The organism is Sulfitobacter sp. W027 (assembly GCF_025143985.1).
GTDB lineage: Bacteria > Pseudomonadota > Alphaproteobacteria > Rhodobacterales > Rhodobacteraceae > Sulfitobacter.
In genome coordinates, this window is record NZ_CP083564.1 from 892,960 (window position 1) to 913,104 (window position 20,145).

Below are 20,145 nucleotides of genomic sequence, written 5' to 3' on the forward strand. Positions count from 1 at the left end.
TACGGCGTGACGGACGGTCTGGCGCTGCCCGGCGGCCTTCGGCCTTGGTTCCGAGCTGGGTGGATATTGCGAGGTTCCTCAATGCAGCATCAGCGGCCGCCGGAGGCCCTTTCCAACGCAAAGGGCCACGCGCAGTGCACGTGGCCCTTCAAACCATCAGGTCAGGCGATCTTACTTGATCTTGCCTTCCTTGTATTCGACGTGCTTGCGCGCAACGGGGTCGTACTTCTTGATGACCATCTTCTCGGTCATGGTGCGTGCGTTCTTTTTGGTTACGTAGAAATGGCCTGTGCCCGCGGACGAGTTCAGACGGATCTTGATCGTGGTTGGCTTCGCCATGTGTCTTCTCCTGCTGCAGCGCCGCGCAGGCCTGCGTGAATTCTGAATTTCGGGTTCTAGTCAGACCCGCGCCCGAGTCAACCGCTATTTGCCCGTCCGATGTCGAAAGACGCCGGTTTCGTCGAAAAACCTGTCTTTCGGACCTGAAAGAGCAGGAATATGCGCGGAAGGCCTATAAGCCGGATTTTGTACCTGCCCTAAAGCAAGCGATGACCATTCCTCTGACTGCACCGTTGCCGATGCAGCTACAGCTGCCAACCCGGACCTGCTGGGGCAGAAGAGCCCCGCCTTTGACCCGAAGATCATCGGCGCGCGGTCCCTATTTGGCATTGCTCCCGGTGGGGCTTGCCATGCCAGAGCTGTTGCCAGCCCCGCGGTGGGCTCTTACCCCACCGTTTCACCCTTACCCCTGCGGCTGTTCCGGCAAGCCGGACCGTAGGGGCGGTTTCATTTCTGTGGCGCTTTCCGTCGGGTTGCCCCGCCCGGGCGTTACCCGGCACCGTTCCTTCTTGGAGTCCGGACTTTCCTCTACGTCGCCTTTGCCTCGCAAAAGCGACGCCGCCGATGCCACACATGCGTGTGACGGGAGCGGACGTCGGTCATGCGACACGAGTCGACGCAGCGGCCATCCAGCCTTCCGCGCCTGACCGCCCTAGACCCCGCCGCGCGGCGCGTCAATGGGCGCGGGGCAGGGCGGCGAGGTCTGCGGGGGTGAGAGGGCCGCTCCCCCATGGCCTGAACCGCATACGTACGGTACTCAGCAGCGTGTCATTGTCGCAGGGCGCGGTGAAGCCTGCGGCCCGTGCGGCATCGCGGAAGGTTTCGGCGGTTACGCTGTCAGGAACGGGGCCATCGCCCGCAGGCAGCGCCAGCCCGCGCCGTGCGAGCCGCGCCCAATCGAATCGCGGGCCAGGGTCGATCTTGCGGCCCGGAGCCATGCAGGAATGACCGATCACCCCCTCAGCGGGGATGTCATGTCGGGCCATGATGCCGGGCAGCAAAGTTTCGAGCGCCTGCATTTGCGGCTCAGCAAAGGGGTGATCGCCGCGATTGTCCAACTCTATGCCGATTGAGCGGGAATTAATATCGTCGAGCCCCGCCCACTCGCCTTGGCCTGCATGCCACGCGCGCTGGTCTTCCTCGACCAGTTGAGTGACATCGCCGCGCCCGGAAATCAGGTAATGGGCAGAGACTTCGGAAGAAGGGTCGCAAAGCCGTTCCAGCGCCGCTTGGGCGCTGGCCATGGCCGTGTAATGCAGAACGATAAGTCGGGGGTGTAGCCCGCTACGTCGCGGGCCGCAGTTGGGTGAAGGGTGCACCGTCACGTCAGGCGCGGCGGGCATCTATCAGCCCTGTGCAGCCCGGCGGAAGGGGGTCGGATCCCAGTCACAGGCAAAGCCATCGCCATCAGGGTCCATGCCTTCTCGGTCCTTCTCAGGACCGCCCGCAGCAAGGAAGGCGATCTGCGCTTGGTCGGCATGGCTGTACTGCGAACAGGCCCGTTCAAACTTGCGGGCCTTGTTAAAGCCAATGCGGCTGTAGATTTGCTGACCGATCTGTTGGTTGCTTTGCAGCGCATAGGCGACGATGTTCGGGCCGCTGGCAGTACGTTCGGGCAGCGCTTCGGGCTGGATCACCTCATATTGCGCACGATTGGCGGCGACGCGGGCGGCGTCATCTTGAATGCTGCGTTGGCCGGATACGGCATCAAAGTTGTTCTCGTTCGAGATGCCCACGGCATTGACCGCCGCGGGGGGCGGGTTCGACGGGCTGGCGTTCACCGGGGTCACGCCGGGGTTCAGGGCACTTGCCCCGCCCGGACGGGTGGCGGCCAGAACGCGGGCGGTTTCGGCGGCTGTGGCCTCGGGCGAGCCGTCCGCCGGGGCGGGTGTCGTGGCCGCGATGGCGCTGTCGATGCTGTCATTGGCAAGTGCCGCGTCACGCGCCCGCTGTTCAGCCTCAAAGCTGCCGTCGCCAAAGCCGACGCCGCGCCCGCTGTTGATGCTCCCGGAATCGGGGATCGCAGGTTGGCAGGCTGCCAAAAGACCGCCCGCTGTCATCGCTAGAAGTGTCCGTTTGATCATCTGACCCGCTCTTGCCTGTTAAATAACGCCCGTGGGCTTACCACCATTTTTCCGGCTTGGCCACAAAACCAGCGGCCCGCTCCAGCGCATAGGCGGAGGACAGCAACTCGGCCTCTTCCCAAGGACGCCCGATCAGTTGCAGACCCAGCGGCAAGCCGGTGGCGCTTTGCCCGGTCGGCAGCGCGACACCCGGCAGACCGGCGAGGTTCACCGTCACGGTAAAGACGTCGTTGAGATACATCGCAACCGGATCGGCGTCCTTCATCTCGCCCAGACCAAAGGCCGCCGAAGGCGTGGCCGGGGTGAGGATGCTGTCAATGCCTTGCGCGAAGACGTCTTCGAAGTCCTTCTTGATCAGGGTACGGACCTTGCGGGCGCGGTTGTAATAGGCGTCGTAGAAGCCAGCCGACAGCACATAGGTCCCCACCATCACACGGCGCTGCACCTCATGGCCAAAGCCTTCGGCGCGGGTTTTCTCGTACATCTCGGTGATGCCGTCGCCGTGGTCGAGCTTGGCGCGGTGGCCAAAGCGTACACCGTCATAACGCGCGAGATTCGAGGACGCCTCGGCAGGCGCGATGACGTAATAGGCTGGCAGGGCGTATTTGGTGTGCGGCAGCGAGATGTCGACGATCTCAGCGCCCGCGTCCTTCATCATGGCGATGCCGTCTTGCCAGAGCTTCTCGATCTCCTCGGGCATACCGTCCATCCGGTATTCGCGGGGGATGCCGATCTTCTTGCCGCGGATGTCGCCGGTCAGCGCCGCTTCAAAATCCGGCACGGCCAGATCGGCGCTGGTGCTGTCCTTGGCGTCATGGCCACACATAGCTTCCAACATAATCGCGGCGTCGCGCACCGTCTTGGTCATCGGCCCGGCTTGGTCGAGCGAGGAGGCGAAGGCGACGATGCCCCAGCGGGAACAACGGCCATAGGTCGGCTTGATGCCCACGGTGCCAGTGAAGGCCGCAGGCTGGCGGATCGAGCCACCGGTGTCGGTGCCGGTCGCGGCGAGGCACAGATCAGCAGCCACGGCAGCGGCGGAGCCGCCCGAGGAACCGCCCGGTGTCAGTTCGGCGGAGTCGCCCTGTCGGCGCCACGGGTTCACCGCGTTGCCGTAGACGGAGGTCTCGTTCGACGAGCCCATAGCGAATTCGTCCATGTTGAGCTTGCCCAGCATCACGGCACCGCTGTCTTTCAGCTTTTGGCTGACGGTGCTTTCATATTCCGGCAGGAACCCTTCGAGGATGCGGCTGCCCGCTTGGCTCGGCACGCCTTTGGTGCAGAAGAGATCCTTGATGCCGATGGGCAGGCCGCACATGGCAGGGGCGTCGCCCTGTTTGATGCGCGCGTCGGCCTCGGCGGCCTGTTCCATCGCGATCTCGGGCGTGCGGTGGACAAAGGCGTTGAGCGCGCCTGCGCCGTCGATGGCTTTAAGGCAGGCTTCGGTCAGCGCGGCGGATGTCGTTTCACCCTTGCGCAGGGCATCGCGGGCGTCGGCAAGGCTCAGTGTGTTCAGATCGTCGCTCATTATTCCACCACCTTCGGCACGGCAAAGAACCCTTCACGGGCATCGGGCGCATTCTTGAGGACCGCGTCCTGCTGGTCCCCATCGGTGACAACGTCCTCGCGCCGTTTCAGGCGCTGCGGGGTCACGGAGGTCATCGGTTCCACGCCCTCAACGTCCACCTCAGACAGTTGTTCGATAAAGCCGAGGATGTTGTTGAATTCCTCCGCCAGCGCCGGGAGCGCATTTGGTTCAACCTTGATCCGGGCCAGTTTCGCCACGCGTGCGGCGGTGTTTTCGTCGATCGACATGAACATCTCCATCTCTTTGAGGCTCCTCTACCGTTTGGGACCGGGCCTCGCAAGGGTTTGGGCTGAGTAAGAGAGAGGAGGGTCAGCGCCTGCCCGCAGGTCGGCGATCCTAAGGGTGGTTCATGCCACTTTATGGATTAGCCGTGATGTGCGTTCCGCGAAGTTGCGCCTAGCCTAACGAAATCGCCTACCCGGTCGCACCGAAGGTGGGCCAATATAAACTGGCACACCTTTGGCGTGACGGGCGGGCAGACGATGGCCCGGCGCCTGCGGCTTGATTCCGGGCCGGTGGCATGGGGAACCGTTTTCTTGATTCCGTCGCAAGGAAGCGCAAGTTTGAGGTAAGCAACAAATCAGGAGTACACCCATGAACATCATCTGGCTCGGCCACGGCTCATTCCGCATCGAGATCGAAGATCAAGTGCTGCTGATCGACCCTTGGCTCAAAGACAACCCAATGCTGGACGCAGCGCATCATGCGGAAGCCATCCGGGGGGCCACGCAGATCCTCGTCACCCACGGTCATTTCGACCATACGGCAGACATCGCCGATGTCGCCAGCCGCACCAATGCGCCTGTGGCGGGGATGGTCGAATTGATGGGCTGGCTGGAAGGCAAAGGGGTCGCACAAACCACGGGCTTTAACAAAGGCGGTACGATCCGCGCGGGCGAGGTGGCGATCACCATGGTCCCGGCCTCGCATTCTTCATCGGTGGAAGGCGAGAACGGGCCGATCTACACGGGCATGGAAACCGGTTTCATGATCTCGGGCGAGGGCCATACGATCTATCATTCCGGCGACACGGCGATCATGGCGGATATGGATTGGATGGGCGACTACCACAAACCCGACATCGGCATTCTCTCGGCAGGCGGGCATTTCACGATGGACATGGCGCAGGCTGCCTATGCCGCAAAACGCTATTTTAACTTTAAGACAGTTATCCCCTGCCACTACCGCACCTTCGACGCGCTGGAGCAATCAGCGCAGACGTTGGTTGACGGGCTGCCCGGAGTCGATGTGGTCGAGCCGCAGGTAATGCAGCCGATCAAACTTTGACCCTCCCACCCCCATCGCCTTGCGTTGCAAGGCGGAACAGGGGATACCTCAACATCAACTGCCGGGGAACTGCCATGTCTGCCAAATTGACCGCTGCGATCTTGTTGCTGACACTGGGGGCCTGCGCCCCGCTGGACCGGGCAGAGCCCACCGGCAGCGTCGGCTTCACCGGCGTGGGCGGCGACCGCCCCGTCATCTTCCCGGCACATGTTCTGGTGTACCAGCCGCAATAGACGTAAGGCGGCTGAGATGCCCAGAGAAGGTCACTACATTAACCGCAGCAATTGGCTGCGCGCCGCCGTTTTGGGCGCCAACGATGGTATCGTCTCCTCGGCCAGCCTGCTGGTGGGGGTGAGTGCCGCCGGGATGACGCATGGCAATGTCCTATTGACCGGGCTTGCCGGCCTGACCGCCGGGGCGCTGTCGATGGCGGCGGGGGAATATGTGTCGGTCTCTGCCCAAGCGGATGTCGAACGTGCAGATCTGGAACGTGAGCGCGTCGCCCTGATCGAAGACCCCGACTATGAACTTAGCGAGTTGGCGGAAGGGTTGGAGAACCGCGGCGTGGAGAGCGACCTCGCCTTGGAAGTAGCCGCGCAGATGACCGACCATGACGCGCTCGGCGCCCATGCGCGGGAGGAGTTGGGCATGTTCGGCCTTGCTGGTCAGGCCGATCCCCTGCAGGCGGCGGGCGCCTCGGCACTGGCTTTTGGATTGGGCGGCGGGCTGCCTCTGCTTGCGGCAGGTCTCGCGCCAATGGGGGTACGGGGTCTGTCGGTCGCGCTGGTGGCGATGCTTGCGCTGGTGATGCTGGGGGTGGGCGGCGCGCAGCTAGGCGGTGCGCCGAAATGGCCTGCGATACGGCGCGTGGTCTTCTGGGGCGGTTTGGCCATGGCTGTGACGGCTGGGGTGGGCCATCTCTTCGGCGCGATTGGCTGAAGTCTCACTGTAATGCGACCGCCAAAGAAAAAGGCCGGCTCCTCTGGGAACCGGCCTTTCTTGTTGAGAGGTAAAGCGATTACTCGCGATTACCGAAGAGCGACAGCAACATCATGAACATGTTGATGAAGTCCAGATAGAGGCTCAGCGCGCCCATGATGGCGGCTTTGCCCAACCATTCGGTGTCGCCGTGATGCGCGTGGGCGAGGTATTCGGTTTTGATCTTCTGCGTGTCATAGGCGGTCAGACCTGCAAAGATCAGAACACCGATGGCGGAGATCGCAAACATCAGCGCCGAGGAGGCGAGGAAGATGTTGACGATCGATGCGACGATCAGGCCGATCACGCCCATGATCAGGAAGCTGCCCCAGCCCGAGATGTCCTTCTTGGTGGTGTAACCCCAGAGCGACAGACCCGCGAAGGCGATCGAGGTGATCAGGAAGACTTGCGCGATCGAATAGCCGGTGAAGACCAAGAAGATCGAGCTGATCGAGATGCCCATGACAGCGGCGAACGCATAGAAAACCGTCTGCGCCGTCGCAGCGGACATTTTGTTGATCATCGCGCTAAAGCCAAAGACAAAGGCCAAGGGCGCGAACATCACAACCCATTTCAGCGGCGAGGCATAGAGCGCGTAGCCGATCTGCGTCAGGTATTTGCTCTCGCTCAGCTGAGCGGCACCAGCGGCAGGATCGGTGGTAACCGACAGGCCGGAAATGGCCCATGCGGCGGCAAAGGTGATCAGCATGCCAATCGACATGGTGCCATACACCTTGTTCATATGAGCGCGCAGGCCTGCGTCGATCGCAGAGGCGCGCGTCCCAGCGGTTGAGCGAATTGTATTGACGTCAGCCATTTAGTGACTCCCATTGGCAAAATTGCGTGTCGAAAGCGAGCCGACACGTTCTTGGCTTTGAATATCGGGTGTGAGAGGCGAAATTTCAAGTGTCTTGCCGCCTGATTTCAAGGCGATAATTGCGGATTTCGGAGCGTTCGGGTCATGGAACAAAGCGCGGACTGGCTGAGACCCTCATTCGGGACGCGCAGCGCTGCCCCTAGTGAGTCGATCAGCGAAAAAATTCCTATTCTTTTGGCCCGCGGCGGACGCAGCGCGATGACCGTTCGCAAAGCCTTGAGGTCAAAAATGTGGCATTTGTTGCATTGACTGGGAACCGATTGATATTCTTTGCGTTCACCCACTGGTTGCTAAGCGGGGAAGCAATAAAGTCAAGGAACATAGCACTTTAACATCCGTCTGGCAGTGAGAGGATAGGAGCGTTGCACCGCCTGAGGTTGCAGTCGATATGAGGCGGATTTTTACCATCACGTAAAATTTCTTGGCCGAATTGAGCGCAACCGCTATGATAGGGGGTAGAACTCTTGCGCAACCCTTGCGGTATTGCGCGGGGTGACGGCGCAATTCGTTCTTGTTTGGAAATGAGGTTGGCACGGTGGCATGTGCCCCTATAAGGATTAGGCAATATGGTACATGTGGTAGATGTGCATGTGGGAAAACGCATCCGGCAACGGCGGTGGTTGACCGGGATGACCCAACAAAAACTAGCAGAACTTGTCGGCATCAAGTTTCAGCAAATACAGAAATATGAGACTGGGGCGAACCGGGTCAGCGCATCGCGTCTGTGGGATATCGCAGATGCGCTCGGAGTACCGGTGTCCTTCTTTTTTGAGGGGCTGAAAGACGAGGCGGTCGATGGCTCTGCGCCGATTGACGGGCTACCTGCCGATCTGATGGCCGACAAAGAAGCGATGGAACTGGTGCGCTCTTACTATGCCATTCCGGAAAATCAGCGGCGCAGGCTTTTTGAGCTGGCCCGCGTATTAAGCGACGTGGCCTGATTTATCCCCGGCTTCCTTGTAAGGCGCTGACAGGCTTGCGCAAACCGGCGCAAGCTGTCAGGTCTTGGCCATGATGAAAACCACCGATTTTGATCCCGATATCCGCCGCGTTGCCCACCTCATGGCGGATGCCGCTCGCCACGTGATCCTACCCTATTTCCGGAGCCTTGACCTTGAGGCCGACAATAAGCTCGGCTTAGGCTTTGACCCGGTGACAGAGGCTGACCGTGCCGCCGAACGGGCGATGCGCGATATCTTGGCAGCGGAGCGGCCCATGGATGGGATCTTGGGTGAAGAATACGGTGCGCAGCCCGGTACTTCGGGGCTGACGTGGGTGCTTGACCCCATTGACGGCACGCGCGGCTTTCTCAGCGGCACGCCGACTTGGGGGGTGCTGATTGCTGTCTCCGATGCTTTAGGGCCGTTCTATGGCATTATTGACCAGCCCTATATTGGAGAGCGGTTTGAGGGCGCTCCGGATGGCGCGTTTTTGACCGGACCGCATGGGCGGCATGCCCTAAAAACCCGTGCAGCACGCGATCTGCGGCAAGCCATCGTTTTCACCACCTTCCCCGAAGTCGGCAGCAGCGAAGAGGCCAGCGCCTTTCGTGCCGTTGCATCGCAAGCATTGCTGACGCGCTATGGCATGGACTGTTACGCCTATGCACTGGTTGCGGCCGGACAGGTCGATCTGGTGATCGAGGCGGGGTTGAACGCCTATGACATTCAAGCGCCCATTGCGGTGATCCAAGCCGCGGGCGGGGTCGTGACCGATTGGCGGGGCAATCCGGTGCATGAAGGGGGCAGGGCGCTCGCCGCGGCTAACCCAGAAATCCACGCGCAAGCGTTGCAAATCCTATCGGCGTTTTGATCACATTGTCAAAAAGCCACGGATTGACCGGGACGGGAATGTTGCGATAAATGGCGCATAGGTCGGTTCTCTTGCCCGTTTTCCACCGACCTCCCACACTTTTCATGAGGCGGGCGTCAAGAAAAGTGTGACCTATGGCCGAAACTCTCATCCGCTGCGCGGATTATCTTATCACGATGGACGATACCCGGCGGGAGCTTGCAGGCGCGGACCTGCTGCTGCGCGACGGGGTGATTGCCGAGATCGGGCAAGACCTCCGGACAGGGGGAGAGATTGTCGAGGCCAAGGGCTGTGTTGTCACACCCGGCCTCGTGAATACGCATCATCACCTTTACCAAAGCATGACCCGCGCTGTGCCGGGGGCCCAGAATGCGCTGCTCTTCGGCTGGCTGCAGCGGCTCTATCCGATCTGGGCGCGTATGGGGCCGGAGCATATGTTCGTCTCGGCACAAATCGGGCTGGCGGAACTGGCGCTGTCGGGCTGTAGCCTGAGTTCGGACCACCTCTATCTCTACCCAAACGGCGTGCGGCTGGAGGATACGATCCACGCCGCTGCCGAGCTTGGTCTGCGGTTTCACCCCACGCGCGGATCGATGAGTATCGGTGAAAGCGACGGCGGATTGCCCCCGGACGCGCTGGTCGAGCGTGAAGCGGCGATTTTGGAAGACAGCATTCGCGTAGTTGATGCGTTTCACGATCCCGCGGAAGGGTCGATGTGCCGCGTTGGCTTGGCCCCTTGTTCGCCCTTCTCCGTCAGCCGCGAATTGATGCGCGACACGGCCCTGCTGGCCCGTGACAAGGGTGTCATGCTGCACACCCATCTGGCCGAAAATACCGAAGACGTTGCTTATTCGCTAGAGACATTCGGCTGCCGCCCCGGCGAATATGCCGAAAGCCTTGGTTGGCTGGGCGATGACGTCTGGCATGCCCATTGCGTGCAACTGGACGCGTCCGAGATTGACCTCTTTGCCCGGACCCGCACGGGGGTGGCGCATTGCCCCTGTTCGAATTGCCGCCTTGGGTCAGGCATCGCGCCGGTGCGGGCGATGCTGGATGCGGGGGTGTCGCTGGGGCTGGGCGTCGACGGGTCGGCCAGCAATGACAGCGGCAATTTGGCCGCCGAGGCACGGCAGGCGATGCTGTTACAGCGCGTGACCCGCGGCGCTGATGCGATGAGCCCGCGTGCGGCGCTGGAACTGGCGACGCGGGGCGGGGCGGATGTGCTGGGGCGCGCTGATTGCGGCCGCCTGATGCCCGGCAAACGGGCCGATGTGGCGATCTGGGATGTCTCGGGTGTGCAAAGCGCGGGCAGTTGGGATCCTGCTGCGCTGCTTCTTGCCGGTCCGACGGCGGTGCGCGACCTTTTCGTTGAAGGCCGTCAGGTGGTGCGCGATGGTCGCGTCACCACGATTGACTTGGCCGCACAGGTGGCGCGGCAGAACGAATTGGCGAAAGGCTTGGCTGAATGAGGCCATTTTTTCTATCGATACTTATGTTGGCAGGGATGCCAGCATGGGCCGACCCGATGGGGTTGGAGCGCGTAAACGCGCTGCGGGATGTGCAGGGGCTCAAACCGTTGATCTATGACAGCCGCTTGGCGCAGGCGGCGGGAACCCATGCCAGCGATATGGCAGAGCATGACTATTTCAGCCACAAGGGCCGCGACGGCACGGATGTAGGCCGTCGTGCCGCGATGGCGGGCTATCAATGGTGTTTTGTCGCTGAAAACATCGCCAAGGGGCAGCAGTCCTTGGATGAGGTCATGACCGGCTGGACCAATTCGCCGGGGCATTACCGCAATATGGTCGACAGCCGCGCCGAAGAGATGGGGCTGGTGCGGACCGATAGCGAGGTCTGGGTCATGGTGTTGGGCGCGCCCTGCTGACGTGACCCAATCGCGGGTGGTGCGTTACGCCGTGCCACCCCGACGCGCACCCGCAACCCAAACATCTGCAATCGCGCGGTCATCGCCCATCATGATGGTGGCGAAGAGGCTTTCCCAGATATCTTTGGCAGCCGCGTGACGCTGTGCGATAGCGGGGGTCGAGTCGAGCGATAGCACGGTGATATCCGCCTCCATCCCAGTCGCTAGAGAACCCACATGATCCTGCAGATGAAGGCTGCGGGCCGAGCCTGCGGTGGCAAGCCAGATCAGCTGCGCCGCATGTAGCGGCGTGCCGCGCAACTGGCCGACCTCATAGGCTGCCGCCATGGTGCGCAGCATCGAAAACGACGAGCCGCCCCCGGTATCCGTCGCCAGCGCCAGCGGAATGCCCCGCGCGGCAAGGCCGGTCATGTCAAACAGCCCGGAACCGATGAAAGTGTTGGAGGTCGGGCAATGCACCAACGCGCCGCCCGTCTCTGCCAGCCGGTCGATCTCACGCGGCTCTAGGTGGATCGCATGGCCGTAAAGGCCTCGTTCGTTCAGCAGTCCGTGGGTCTCATAGGTATCAAGGTAATCACGGGCCTCAGGAAACAACCCGCGCACCCATTCGATCTCATCCGTCTGTTCGCTGAGGTGGGTTTGCATCAGACAGGTCGGATGCTCTGCCCAAAGCGCACCGAGGGCCGAGAGTTGCTCGGGCGTCGAGGTCGGAGAGAAACGCGGCGTGATTGCATAGCTCGCGCGGCCCTTGCCGTGCCAGCGCTCAATCAGCGTTTTGCTGTCTTCATAGGCCGATTGCACCGTGTCGCGCAGCCCCTCAGGGGCGTTGCGATCCATGCAGGTCTTGCCCGCCACGATCCGTTGACCGCGATCCTCTGCCGCCTGAAACAGCGCGTCGGCACTGTGGGGATGGATCGTGCAATAAGACGCGACCGTGGTGGTGCCATGGGCCAGCGTCAGGTCCAAATAACGCGCGGCGATCTCATCCGCATAGGCCGGATCCGACAGGCGCATCTCTTCGGGGAAGGTATAGGTGTTGAGCCAGTCGATCAGCCGCTTGCCCCAAGAGGCGATGATCGCGGTCTGGGGATAATGCACATGGGCATCGACAAACCCCGGACAAATCAGCGCGTTGCCGTAGTGCGTCACCTCGGTCTGCGGATGCGCGGCGCGCAGGGCGTCTCGATTGCCAACCGCCGTGATCCGGCCTTCTTCGATCAAGACACCGCCTTCGGTGTCGATCTTCACGGCATCCTCCCAGGCGCTTTGCATCGGGTTGCCGGAATAGCTGAGCGTTGCGCCCAAAAGGAGTCGTTGATTTGTCATGCCAGTGGTTTAGGTGAGGGCGAGACGGGGAACAATACCGAAGCGTCGCGGGTGCCGTTGTACCCCCGAGGCCGCTCGCCTATTGTCGCCTCCAACAAGGGCACAGGCACGGAGAGCAGCGGATGTCAGAGCAGATCGAAGAGCTGGATCCGGCGGTAGCCTCTGAGGAGACTGCCGAGGCCTATATGCTGGACCGTAAGGCCGTTGCCGCGATCCTTGAAACCGTGGAGGCCGGGGATCAGGCCCATCTAACCCAGCTCATGGAACCGCTGCACGCGGCGGACATCGCTGACCTTTTGGAGCAGATCGACGAGGATGACCGCGCGGCGCTGATCCGGCTCTATGGGCAGGAATTCGACGGTGAGATTCTGTCGGAACTCGACGAGTCGATCCGCGAAGAGGTCATCTCCATCCTGTCGCCGCAGGTTCTGACCCAAGCGGTGCGCGAGCTGGACAGCGATGATGTCGTCGACCTGATCGAAGATCTGGAGGATGCGCAGCAGGAAACCATCCTCGACGCGCTGGAGGAGACTGACCGGGTCGCCGTTGAACAGGCGCTGAACTGGCCGGAGTATTCCGCCGGTCGTCTGATGCAGCGCGAGGTCGTCATGGCGCCCGAGCATTGGACGGTTGGTCAAGCCATCGACCACCTGCGCGCCACCAAGGAAGAAGACCTGCCCGATCAGTTCTATCACATCGTCATGGTCGACCCGCGTCTGCACCCGGTGGGCAATGTGACACTGGGCAAGCTGATGCGCTCGCGCCGCGAGACGCGGCTGGCGGATATCTTGGAGGACACATTCCAGATCATTCCCGCCATGCGCGATGAGGGCGACGTGGCCTATGCGTTTAACCAGTACCACCTGATTTCGGCCCCTGTCGTCGATGAAGAGGGGCGGCTGATCGGGGTCATCACCATCGACGACGCGATGGCGGTGCTTGATGAGGAACATGAAGAAGATATCCTGCGTCTGGCGGGTGTGGGCGAAGGCTCTCTCTCTGACCGGGTGACGGAAACGACCAAACAGCGCCTGCCGTGGCTTGCGGTGAACCTTGTGACGGCGATTGCGGCATCGATGGTGATTTCTCAGTTTGAAGCAGCCATCGCGCAGATCGTGGCGCTGGCGGTGCTGATGCCGATCGTGGCCTCGATGGGCGGCAATGCAGGCACGCAAAGCCTGACCGTGGCAGTGCGTGCGATTGCCACCAAAGACCTCACCGGCTCCAACGTCTGGCGGGTGATCCGGCGGGAGGTTCTCGTCGGCTTGGTCAACGGGGTGATTTTCGCGGTGATCATGGGGATCGTCGGCGTGATCTGGTTCGGCTCTCCGGCGCTGGGCTATGTGATCGCCACGGCAATGGTGATTAACCTTGTGGTGGCGGGGCTTGCAGGCACTGGTATCCCGATCTTACTGGAGCGGTTCGGGATTGACCCGGCACTCGCCTCGGGAGCCTTTGTGACGACGGTGACGGATGTGGTCGGTTTTTTCGCCTTCCTCGGTCTCGCGGCGCTGGTGCTGTTGTGAGTGATGCTGCGGCCCGCAAGGCCGCGGCGCGCAAGGCCGCCTTTGCCCGCCGCAAGCCGTTGTTTGAGCAGGCGAATGCCGCGCAGGGGGGCTATTTGTCTGAGGTGCTGGCAGGCTACCGTGGCGTGCCGCTTTCGGGGTTCATGCCGATCCGGACCGAGATTGACCCCCGTCCCGCCATGGCAGAGGCCTGCGCCCATGGGCCGGTTGGCGTGCCGGTGATCATGTGGCCTGACCATCCGCTCTCCTTCTCGCGCTGGACGCCGGAGACGCCAATGGTTTCGGGCAGCTTCGGCGCGATGATCCCAGAACATAACGATTTTTTCGAACCTGAGATCGTGATTGTGCCGCTCTTGGCCTTCAACCGCGCAGGCGCGCGGCTGGGCTATGGCGGCGGGTTTTATGACCGGACGCTAGCGATGCTGCGCGCGCGGAGGGCCACGATGGCGATTGGTTTCGCCTTTGCAGGGCAGGAGTGGGATGACATTCCGCTCGAGGAAACCGATGAGCCGCTGGACCTGATCGTGACAGAGGCCGGTGTGATCGAAGTGACGCAACGCTAACCCGCCCAGGCGGAATAAGGGTTGCCGCCAAGGCGTCTGCGTCCTAGTCCATAGTTTATGAAGATTTTGTTTCTTGGCGATGTGATGGGCCGGGCCGGACGGCGGGCGATCACCGAAAATCTGGCGCGGCTGCGGCGCGACTGGAAGCTCGATTTTATTGTGGTGAATGGCGAGAATGCGACCGGGGGCATGGGCCTGTCGGGCGCGCATGCCAAAACGTTGCTGGATGCCGGAGCTGACTGTCTGACCCTTGGCGATCACGCTTTCGATCAGAAAGACATGCTCAGCTTTATCGAGCAGGAGCCGCGCGTGATCCGCCCGCTGAACTTCTCCAAATCCGCGCCGGGCAAAGGGGCCAAGCTGTTCACGGCGCAGAACGGCAAGAAGGTTCTGGTCACCCAAGCGCTTGGCCAAGTCTTTATGAAACGGCCCTTTGATGATCCTTTCTCGGCGCTGGAGCCGGTGCTGAAAACGCATCCTTTGGGCGGCATGGCGCAGGCGATCATCGTCGATATGCACTGCGAAGCTACGAGCGAAAAGATGGCCATGGGCCACTGGTGCGACGGGCGGGCGAGCCTTGTTGTCGGCACCCATACCCATGTGCCCACCGCCGATGCGATGATCCTGCCGGGCGGGACGGCCTACCTCAGCGATGCGGGCATGTGCGGCGATTATCATTCGGTGATCGGCATGGATAAGGCCGAGCCGCTGCGCCGTTTCATCACCGGCATGCCGCGCGAACGTTTCACCCCGGCCAATGGCGAGGCGACACTCTCAGGCGTTTATATCGAAACCGATGACCGCACGGGCCGGGCCACGCGGATCGTGCCGGTGCGCGAGGGCGGTGCCTTACAGGCCAGCGCGCCCTGAGGTTCTGACAGCATGCGCTTTTGCGTCGGGCTTGCGCAGGGCGCGTCAATCGGCGTAACTGGACAACGGCCTTTTGCCCGAATGACAGGTTCTTGATGGAATTTTTCAGCTTCTCTCCGATGGAGACGGCCGTACTCACCCTTGTGGTGGTCGGCATGATGTTCGTGCTTTTCCTGCGCGAAGCTTTCCCTACCGAAGTGGTCGCCATCGCCGGTGCAGCGCTGTTGCTGGCCATTGGCGTCCTGCCCTATGACGATGCGCTGGCAGTACTGTCAAACCCCGCGCCTTGGACGATTGCGGCCATGTTTATCATCATGGGGGCGCTGGTGCGCACCGGGGCGCTTGATGTGCTGACCCGGCTTGCCGAACGGTCGGCCAAGACACATCCTAAGACGGCGGTGGCGGGGGTGATCCTGTCTGTCATGGCGGCCAGTGCGATTATGAACAACACGCCCGTCGTCGTGGTGATGATCCCGGTGGTGGTGCAATTGACCCGCACGCTCAATACCAAAGCCTCTAAGTTGCTGATCCCACTAAGTTATGCCGCGATCATGGGTGGTTCTCTCACGTTGATCGGCACCTCGACCAACCTTCTGGTCGATGGTGTGGCACGGTCGCAGGGGATGGAGCCTTTCGGTATCTTCGAGATCCTCCCCGTTGGCCTTGTGGTCTGCGCGTGGGGCCTGATCTACATGCTGTTCTTCGCAGACAAGCTACTGCCCGCGCGCGACAGCATGGCGAATATGCTGTCGGACCGCTCTAAAATGAAGTTCTTTACCGAGGCGGTGATCCCCCCGGAAAGTAACTTGATTGGCCGTGAAGTATTGGATGTGCAGCTGTTCAAACGCGAAGGCGTGCGGCTGATCGACGTGGTGCGCGGTGATGATTCATTGCGCCGCAACCTTAAAGGCGTTGAGCTTCAGGTCGGAGACCGCGTGGTGCTGCGGACCCAGATGACCGAGCTGTTGAGCCTGCAAAACAACAAGGAACTGCGCCGGGTTGATCAGCTTTCGGCAGTGGAGACCACGACCGTTGAGGTGCTGATCACGCCGGGCTGCCGGATGGTGGGCCGTTCGCTGGGCTCAATGCGGTTGCGGCGGCGCTACGGGGTCTATGCGCTGGCGGTGCATCGGCGGAACCAGAACATCGGCCAGCAGCTTGATCAATTGATCATCAAAGTGGGCGACACGCTGCTGCTGGAAGGCGCGGCAGAGGACATTCAGCGGTTGGCCACCGACATGAACCTCGTCGATGTAACCCAACCCTCGGCCCGCGCCTTTCGCCGGGGCCATGCGCCGATTGCCATCGCCGCGCTGGTGGGGATCGTCACATTGGCGGCCTTCAACGTGGCGCCGATCTTGGCTTTGGCCGTGATTGCTGTGGCCGTGGTGCTAGTGACGGGCTGTATCGACGCGGAGGAGGCATTCTCTTTCGTGGAAGGGCGCTTGCTGGCGCTGATCTTTGCCATGTTGGCCGTGGGGGCCGCGCTGCAAAACTCGGGCGCTATTGCGCTGATTGTCGATAATATCGCACCGGGGCTGGCGGAACTGCCGCCCTTCTGGATCATCCTGTCCGTGTTCCTGCTGACGACGACCCTGACCGAGATCGTCAGCAACAATGCCGTGGCGGTGATCATGACGCCCATCGCCATCAGCCTCAGCACTGCGCTTGGCATGGACCCGCGCCCGCTGGTTGTGGCGGTGATGATCGCGGCCTCCTGCGCCTTTGCCACGCCGATTGGGTATCAGACTAACACGCTGGTTTACGGGCCGGGGGGGTATAAATTCACCGACTTCATGCGCATCGGGATCCCGCTTAACTTAAGCATGTCGCTGCTGGTAAGCGCGGTGATCCCGCTGTTTTGGTAGGTCAGGCGCTGCGCTGTTTTTCGGTCTGAGCGGCGATCGCGTCAAAGCCTGCCTGCGCTTCAAGGAAGTTGCGGGTCAGTGGCGCGGTCAGTTCGGATTGGTCTGAGAAATAAGCCCCAACCCGGCAGATATGCGCCGCAAATTCGGGGTGTACGCCCGCGTCATCATAGCGCCGAATGCGGTCCTTGCTCAGCCAGCCACGCTTCTTGGCCTCCTTGCTGATCAGCTTAAGCCGCTGCACCGCATGGAAGGTCAGGTAGACCGAAAGATAGTCGAGGTAGTCGGGCAGGGGAATGCCGCAGGTGGGATCAAAGGCCTCGATCACCACGTCGACCATGTCCTGCGGTGCCACGGGCCACGCCTCATCCCCGATCAGCCACGCGATGTCTTCGGCCCCATGACGCAGGCCGGCATATTCAAAGTCGAACCAGCGCAATTTCTCGTCGCGGCCAATTGCGGCATTGCCTGACCGGCAGTCCCATTTCACAAACTGCCGCGCCGGGGCGTTGATGCGCTCATAGGCCGCGGTGCGGTCGAATTGGTCCGAGATCCCGCCACCGAGGTCTTTGAGGAAGTCCACCGCATCGACGAAGTTCAACACCCAGTCGCGGTTGTTGCCAAGGTGCGGCATGATGGCATTCAACTCGGTCTGGCGCGCCGCGCCGTGGATGCGGAAGATGGCCGCAACGGCCTGTGCCGCCAGATCGAGTTGTGCCGCCGGTTCCACCTGCGCAACCTCGACGTTGAGGCGGCGTTTGCCCACATCCGATTGGAACATGATCTCCCCCACCACGCCCAAACATTCGGGTAGATCGCTGCAATGGCGACCGAGTTCAGTCAGCACATGCGCTTCCAAATGGGTCCGGCGAAAGTTGGGGCGCAGGGTGGCGATGATCGTGCGGTCGGTCAGATGCAGGCGAAAGCTCGACCGGTTTTCGCCCCCGGGGGCCGACACCCGCGCCACGTCCTGACCGAAATGCTTGCGCGCCGCTGCGACGATCTGCGCCTGAGAGCTTTGTTCCTTGGGTCGTGCCATGGGGCCTCCGCTGGTGTTTTCGTCTGTCTAGACTGGCTGGCTGACGAGGGTACGGCGGGTTTTGGGCAAAACAAAGGCAATTTCACCCCTATGTAGATGGAGTGATTCGTCAGCATTAGGAGGGATTGACCTATACTAAAGAACAATGGCCCATGAGGGGGGTGGAATGTTTCGATAATGCGTTAGAGCTGCGCCCAATTCACCGAAAAGATGGAAAGAATTTGCCGAAAAGAAGCGGTGCCTGATAGATTAAAAGGTCTGTGGGGGGCGCGCTGCTGCGGAGCGGTCGCGACTGCAAATGTATATGAGGGATTGGTGTCATGGGTTATAGATTCTCGAAGGATTGGAACAGCACGGCTGATAGTTGGTCCACCGACGGTGCGGCGGGCAGTGGATGTGATGCCAGCGGAACGAAGTCCTATCACAATGGCGGGGTAGAAGGGTCTTCCTTCGCCAAGTGGTATGACGAAAACCTGGCTGGGAAGTTCGACGGGAGCGATGACGTCAATGGCTCCGGCTCTGGCGGCACGAAGGGTTCCGGCTCTGGCGGCACGAAGGGCTCCGGCTCTGGCGGCACGAAGGGCTCCGGCTCTGGCGGCACGAAGGGTTCCGGCTCTGGCGGCACGAAGGGCTCCGGCTCTGGCGGCACGAAGGGTTCCGGTTCGGGCGGCACGAAGGGCTCCGGCTCTGGCGGCACAAAGGGTTCCGGTTCTGGCGGCACGAAGGGTTCCGGTTCTGGCGGCACCAAGGGTTCCGGCTCTGGTGGCACGAAGGGCTCCGGTTCGGGCGGTACGAAGGGCTCTGGTTCCGGCGGCACCAAGGGTTCCGGTTCTGGCGGCACGAAGGGGTCCGGCTCTGGTGGCACGAAGGGCTCCGGCTCGGGCGGCACGAAGGGTTCCGGTTCTGGCGGCACCAAAGGTTCCGGTTCTGGCGGCACGAAGGGTTCCGGCTCTGGCGGCACCAAAGGTTCCGGTTCTGGCGGCACGAAGGGTTCCGGCTCTGGCGGCACGAAGGGCTCCGGCTCGGGCGGCACCAAGGGCTCCGGCTCGGGTGGCACCAAAGGCTCCGGCTCTGGTGGCACGAAGGGTTCCGGTTCTGGCGGCACCAAAGGTTCCGGTTCTGGCGGCACGAAGGGTTCCGGCTCTGGCGGCACGAAGGGTTCCGGCTCTGGCGGCACGAAGGGTTCCGGCTCTGGCGGCACGAAGGGCTCCGGCTCGGGTGGCACCAAAGGCTCCGGCTCGGGTGGCACCAAAGGCTCCGGCTCTGGCGGCACGAAGGGTTCCGGCTCTGGCGGCACCAAGGGTTCCGGCTCTGGTGGCACGAAGGGCTCCGGCTCTGGCGGTACGAAGGGCTCCGGTTCTGGCGGCACGAAGGGGTCCGGCTCTGGTGGCACGAAAGGTTCCGGCTCTGGCGGCACGAAGGGCTCCGGTTCGGGTGGTACGCAAGGTGGTGATACGGGTGGCGATGACAAGTCTGTTCTAAATTTCCTGATGGGAGAGAATGGAGAGATTACAATCGCCGTTACGGAGATGCCGAATGGGCAGTTGCACTTTAACCTTTCACCCACAGACCCTGAGGCTGAGTCTCACGCAGACATCAACGGGCTTTTCTTCAATGTGACTGATGGCAGTGCAATCGAAGAACTGAACTTCTTCCCTGACGTGAACGCTGAAGGCTATCACCTTACGGACGTGAAAGCAGTTGATGACGGTGTCGACGGTTTCGCTGATGGCCCTCAAGCAGGGGGAAGTTTCGATGTAGGTCTGCAATTCGGCACCACGGCTGACAGTTCAGATGGTGAGGTCACAAGTACAAACTTCACCCTGTGGACCTATCCCGGTTCGCTGTCGTTCGAGGATATCGATCTGAGCGGCATGCGCGTTGTCGTCGACTCGGATGAGACTGGCGGCGAGGTGCTTGAGGTGACCGGTATGGTCGATCCAGACATGGATGACCCCGACACCGCCGATACCTCGGACAGCGCAACCGCCCTTATGGATGCGCTCAGCCTTACCTCCATGCCTTCGGAAGAGGACGAAGAGACCGACACCTATGAGGATGACGCCTTCGACATGGCTTAAGGCCCCGTCATTCTAGAAATGAAAG

At 61.6% G+C, this 20,145-nt stretch carries 20 protein-coding genes and 1 other RNA gene; 12 read left to right on the forward strand and 9 right to left on the reverse strand.

Annotated elements, in window-relative coordinates; translation table 11 throughout:
• Nucleotides 1–171: 171 nt before the first annotated feature.
• The 6 genes from rpmG to gatC form a co-directional block, all read right to left on the reverse strand.
• Nucleotides 172–339: a 50S ribosomal protein L33 gene (rpmG, locus tag K3759_RS04455; protein WP_007119221.1), complete on the reverse strand. Its 168-nt coding sequence runs from the start codon at nucleotides 337–339 to the stop codon at nucleotides 172–174.
• A gap of 159 nt (nucleotides 340–498) precedes the next feature.
• Nucleotides 499–980: RNase P RNA component class A (rnpB, locus tag K3759_RS04460), an RNA gene on the reverse strand.
• 33 nt (nucleotides 981–1,013) lie between these two features.
• Complete coding sequence (locus K3759_RS04465) at nucleotides 1,014–1,682, reverse strand: N-acetylmuramoyl-L-alanine amidase (protein WP_259984505.1); 669 nt, start codon at nucleotides 1,680–1,682, stop codon at nucleotides 1,014–1,016.
• 3 nt (nucleotides 1,683–1,685) lie between these two features.
• Nucleotides 1,686–2,423 carry a hypothetical protein gene (locus tag K3759_RS04470; protein WP_259984506.1) on the reverse strand — a complete coding sequence of 246 codons (738 nt, stop codon included), beginning with the start codon at nucleotides 2,421–2,423 and terminating at the stop codon, nucleotides 1,686–1,688.
• A gap of 37 nt (nucleotides 2,424–2,460) precedes the next feature.
• On the reverse strand, nucleotides 2,461–3,951 hold the full coding sequence (gene gatA / locus K3759_RS04475; protein WP_259984507.1) for an Asp-tRNA(Asn)/Glu-tRNA(Gln) amidotransferase subunit GatA: 1,491 nt from the start codon (nucleotides 3,949–3,951) through the stop codon (nucleotides 2,461–2,463).
• Nucleotides 3,951–4,238, reverse strand: coding sequence for an Asp-tRNA(Asn)/Glu-tRNA(Gln) amidotransferase subunit GatC (gene gatC / locus K3759_RS04480; RefSeq protein ID WP_259984508.1), 288 nt, complete (start codon nucleotides 4,236–4,238; stop codon nucleotides 3,951–3,953). Before gatC ends, gatA begins: the two co-directional genes overlap by 1 nt.
• 367 nt (nucleotides 4,239–4,605) lie before the next feature.
• Here gatC and K3759_RS04485 point away from each other — a divergent pair, with 367 nt between their 5' ends.
• From K3759_RS04485 to K3759_RS04495, 3 genes are all read left to right on the forward strand, one after another.
• Nucleotides 4,606–5,298, forward strand: coding sequence for a metal-dependent hydrolase (locus K3759_RS04485; RefSeq protein ID WP_259984509.1), 693 nt, complete (start codon nucleotides 4,606–4,608; stop codon nucleotides 5,296–5,298).
• A 74-nt stretch (nucleotides 5,299–5,372) separates the two neighbouring features.
• Nucleotides 5,373–5,531: a hypothetical protein gene (locus K3759_RS04490; RefSeq protein ID WP_259984510.1), complete on the forward strand. Its 159-nt coding sequence runs from the start codon at nucleotides 5,373–5,375 to the stop codon at nucleotides 5,529–5,531.
• A gap of 16 nt (nucleotides 5,532–5,547) precedes the next feature.
• Complete coding sequence (locus tag K3759_RS04495; RefSeq protein WP_259984511.1) at nucleotides 5,548–6,237, forward strand: VIT family protein; 690 nt, start codon at nucleotides 5,548–5,550, stop codon at nucleotides 6,235–6,237.
• Nucleotides 6,238–6,316: 79 nt separating this feature from the next.
• Here the strand turns inward: K3759_RS04495 and K3759_RS04500 are convergent, their stop codons facing one another.
• Nucleotides 6,317–7,093, reverse strand: a complete 777-nt coding sequence (locus tag K3759_RS04500) for a Bax inhibitor-1/YccA family protein (RefSeq protein ID WP_259984512.1) — start codon at nucleotides 7,091–7,093, stop codon at nucleotides 6,317–6,319.
• A 626-nt stretch (nucleotides 7,094–7,719) separates the two neighbouring features.
• On the opposite strand from K3759_RS04500, the gene K3759_RS04505 reads away from it, so the two are divergent.
• The 4 genes from K3759_RS04505 (at nucleotide 7,720) to K3759_RS04520 (ending at nucleotide 10,850) form a co-directional block, all read left to right on the forward strand.
• Complete coding sequence (locus tag K3759_RS04505; protein WP_259984513.1) at nucleotides 7,720–8,094, forward strand: helix-turn-helix domain-containing protein; 375 nt, start codon at nucleotides 7,720–7,722, stop codon at nucleotides 8,092–8,094.
• A gap of 70 nt (nucleotides 8,095–8,164) precedes the next feature.
• Entirely contained in the window at nucleotides 8,165–8,965 is an 801-nt protein-coding gene (locus tag K3759_RS04510) for an inositol monophosphatase family protein (protein ID WP_259984514.1), read from the forward strand.
• A gap of 134 nt (nucleotides 8,966–9,099) precedes the next feature.
• Nucleotides 9,100–10,434, forward strand: coding sequence for an 8-oxoguanine deaminase (locus K3759_RS04515; protein WP_259984515.1), 1,335 nt, complete (start codon nucleotides 9,100–9,102; stop codon nucleotides 10,432–10,434).
• Nucleotides 10,431–10,850, forward strand: coding sequence for a CAP domain-containing protein (locus K3759_RS04520; protein ID WP_259984516.1), 420 nt, complete (start codon nucleotides 10,431–10,433; stop codon nucleotides 10,848–10,850). Before K3759_RS04515 ends, K3759_RS04520 begins: the two co-directional genes overlap by 4 nt.
• A gap of 24 nt (nucleotides 10,851–10,874) precedes the next feature.
• Here the strand turns inward: K3759_RS04520 and guaD are convergent, their stop codons facing one another.
• Nucleotides 10,875–12,176, reverse strand: a complete 1,302-nt coding sequence (gene guaD / locus K3759_RS04525; protein WP_259984517.1) for a guanine deaminase — start codon at nucleotides 12,174–12,176, stop codon at nucleotides 10,875–10,877.
• 122 nt (nucleotides 12,177–12,298) lie between these two features.
• Here guaD and mgtE point away from each other — a divergent pair, with 122 nt between their 5' ends.
• The 4 genes from mgtE (at nucleotide 12,299) to K3759_RS04545 (ending at nucleotide 17,003) form a co-directional block, all read left to right on the forward strand.
• On the forward strand, nucleotides 12,299–13,702 hold the full coding sequence (gene mgtE, locus K3759_RS04530) for a magnesium transporter (RefSeq protein ID WP_259984518.1): 1,404 nt from the start codon (nucleotides 12,299–12,301) through the stop codon (nucleotides 13,700–13,702).
• On the forward strand, nucleotides 13,699–14,265 hold the full coding sequence (locus K3759_RS04535; protein WP_259984519.1) for a 5-formyltetrahydrofolate cyclo-ligase: 567 nt from the start codon (nucleotides 13,699–13,701) through the stop codon (nucleotides 14,263–14,265). The genes mgtE and K3759_RS04535 overlap by 4 nt, the downstream gene beginning before the upstream one ends.
• A 57-nt stretch (nucleotides 14,266–14,322) precedes the next feature.
• On the forward strand, nucleotides 14,323–15,135 hold the full coding sequence (locus tag K3759_RS04540) for a TIGR00282 family metallophosphoesterase (protein ID WP_259984520.1): 813 nt from the start codon (nucleotides 14,323–14,325) through the stop codon (nucleotides 15,133–15,135).
• Between the two features lie 95 nt (nucleotides 15,136–15,230).
• A complete protein-coding gene (locus K3759_RS04545) occupies nucleotides 15,231–17,003 on the forward strand; it encodes an SLC13 family permease (RefSeq protein WP_259984521.1) in 1,773 nt (590 codons plus the stop codon).
• A gap of 1 nt (nucleotide 17,004) precedes the next feature.
• Here K3759_RS04545 and K3759_RS04550 read toward each other — a convergent pair whose 3' ends face one another.
• Complete coding sequence (locus K3759_RS04550; protein ID WP_259984522.1) at nucleotides 17,005–18,039, reverse strand: hypothetical protein; 1,035 nt, start codon at nucleotides 18,037–18,039, stop codon at nucleotides 17,005–17,007.
• Nucleotides 18,040–18,359: 320 nt separating this feature from the next.
• On the opposite strand from K3759_RS04550, the gene K3759_RS04555 reads away from it, so the two are divergent.
• Nucleotides 18,360–20,120, forward strand: coding sequence for a hypothetical protein (locus tag K3759_RS04555; protein WP_259984523.1), 1,761 nt, complete (start codon nucleotides 18,360–18,362; stop codon nucleotides 20,118–20,120).
• Nucleotides 20,121–20,145 lie beyond the last annotated feature (25 nt).

Coding starts and splice junctions, on each gene's coding strand:
- K3759_RS04495 (WP_259984511.1), top strand. CDS start 5,548: ATGCCCAGAGAAGGTCACTACATTAACCGCAGCAATTGGCTGCGCGCC.
- K3759_RS04465 (WP_259984505.1), bottom strand. CDS start 1,682: ATGCCCGCCGCGCCTGACGTGACGGTGCACCCTTCACCCAACTGCGGC.
- K3759_RS04485 (WP_259984509.1), top strand. CDS start 4,606: ATGAACATCATCTGGCTCGGCCACGGCTCATTCCGCATCGAGATCGAA.
- K3759_RS04555 (WP_259984523.1), top strand. CDS start 18,360: ATGGGTTATAGATTCTCGAAGGATTGGAACAGCACGGCTGATAGTTGG.
- K3759_RS04490 (WP_259984510.1), top strand. CDS start 5,373: ATGTCTGCCAAATTGACCGCTGCGATCTTGTTGCTGACACTGGGGGCC.
- K3759_RS04470 (WP_259984506.1), bottom strand. CDS start 2,423: ATGATCAAACGGACACTTCTAGCGATGACAGCGGGCGGTCTTTTGGCA.
- K3759_RS04545 (WP_259984521.1), top strand. CDS start 15,231: ATGGAATTTTTCAGCTTCTCTCCGATGGAGACGGCCGTACTCACCCTT.
- gatA (WP_259984507.1), bottom strand. CDS start 3,951: ATGAGCGACGATCTGAACACACTGAGCCTTGCCGACGCCCGCGATGCC.
- gatC (WP_259984508.1), bottom strand. CDS start 4,238: ATGTCGATCGACGAAAACACCGCCGCACGCGTGGCGAAACTGGCCCGG.
- guaD (WP_259984517.1), bottom strand. CDS start 12,176: ATGACAAATCAACGACTCCTTTTGGGCGCAACGCTCAGCTATTCCGGC.
- K3759_RS04520 (WP_259984516.1), top strand. CDS start 10,431: ATGAGGCCATTTTTTCTATCGATACTTATGTTGGCAGGGATGCCAGCA.
- K3759_RS04515 (WP_259984515.1), top strand. CDS start 9,100: ATGGCCGAAACTCTCATCCGCTGCGCGGATTATCTTATCACGATGGAC.
- K3759_RS04510 (WP_259984514.1), top strand. CDS start 8,165: ATGATGAAAACCACCGATTTTGATCCCGATATCCGCCGCGTTGCCCAC.
- K3759_RS04505 (WP_259984513.1), top strand. CDS start 7,720: ATGGTACATGTGGTAGATGTGCATGTGGGAAAACGCATCCGGCAACGG.
- mgtE (WP_259984518.1), top strand. CDS start 12,299: ATGTCAGAGCAGATCGAAGAGCTGGATCCGGCGGTAGCCTCTGAGGAG.
- K3759_RS04500 (WP_259984512.1), bottom strand. CDS start 7,093: ATGGCTGACGTCAATACAATTCGCTCAACCGCTGGGACGCGCGCCTCT.
- rpmG (WP_007119221.1), bottom strand. CDS start 339: ATGGCGAAGCCAACCACGATCAAGATCCGTCTGAACTCGTCCGCGGGC.
- K3759_RS04550 (WP_259984522.1), bottom strand. CDS start 18,039: ATGGCACGACCCAAGGAACAAAGCTCTCAGGCGCAGATCGTCGCAGCG.
- K3759_RS04540 (WP_259984520.1), top strand. CDS start 14,323: ATGAAGATTTTGTTTCTTGGCGATGTGATGGGCCGGGCCGGACGGCGG.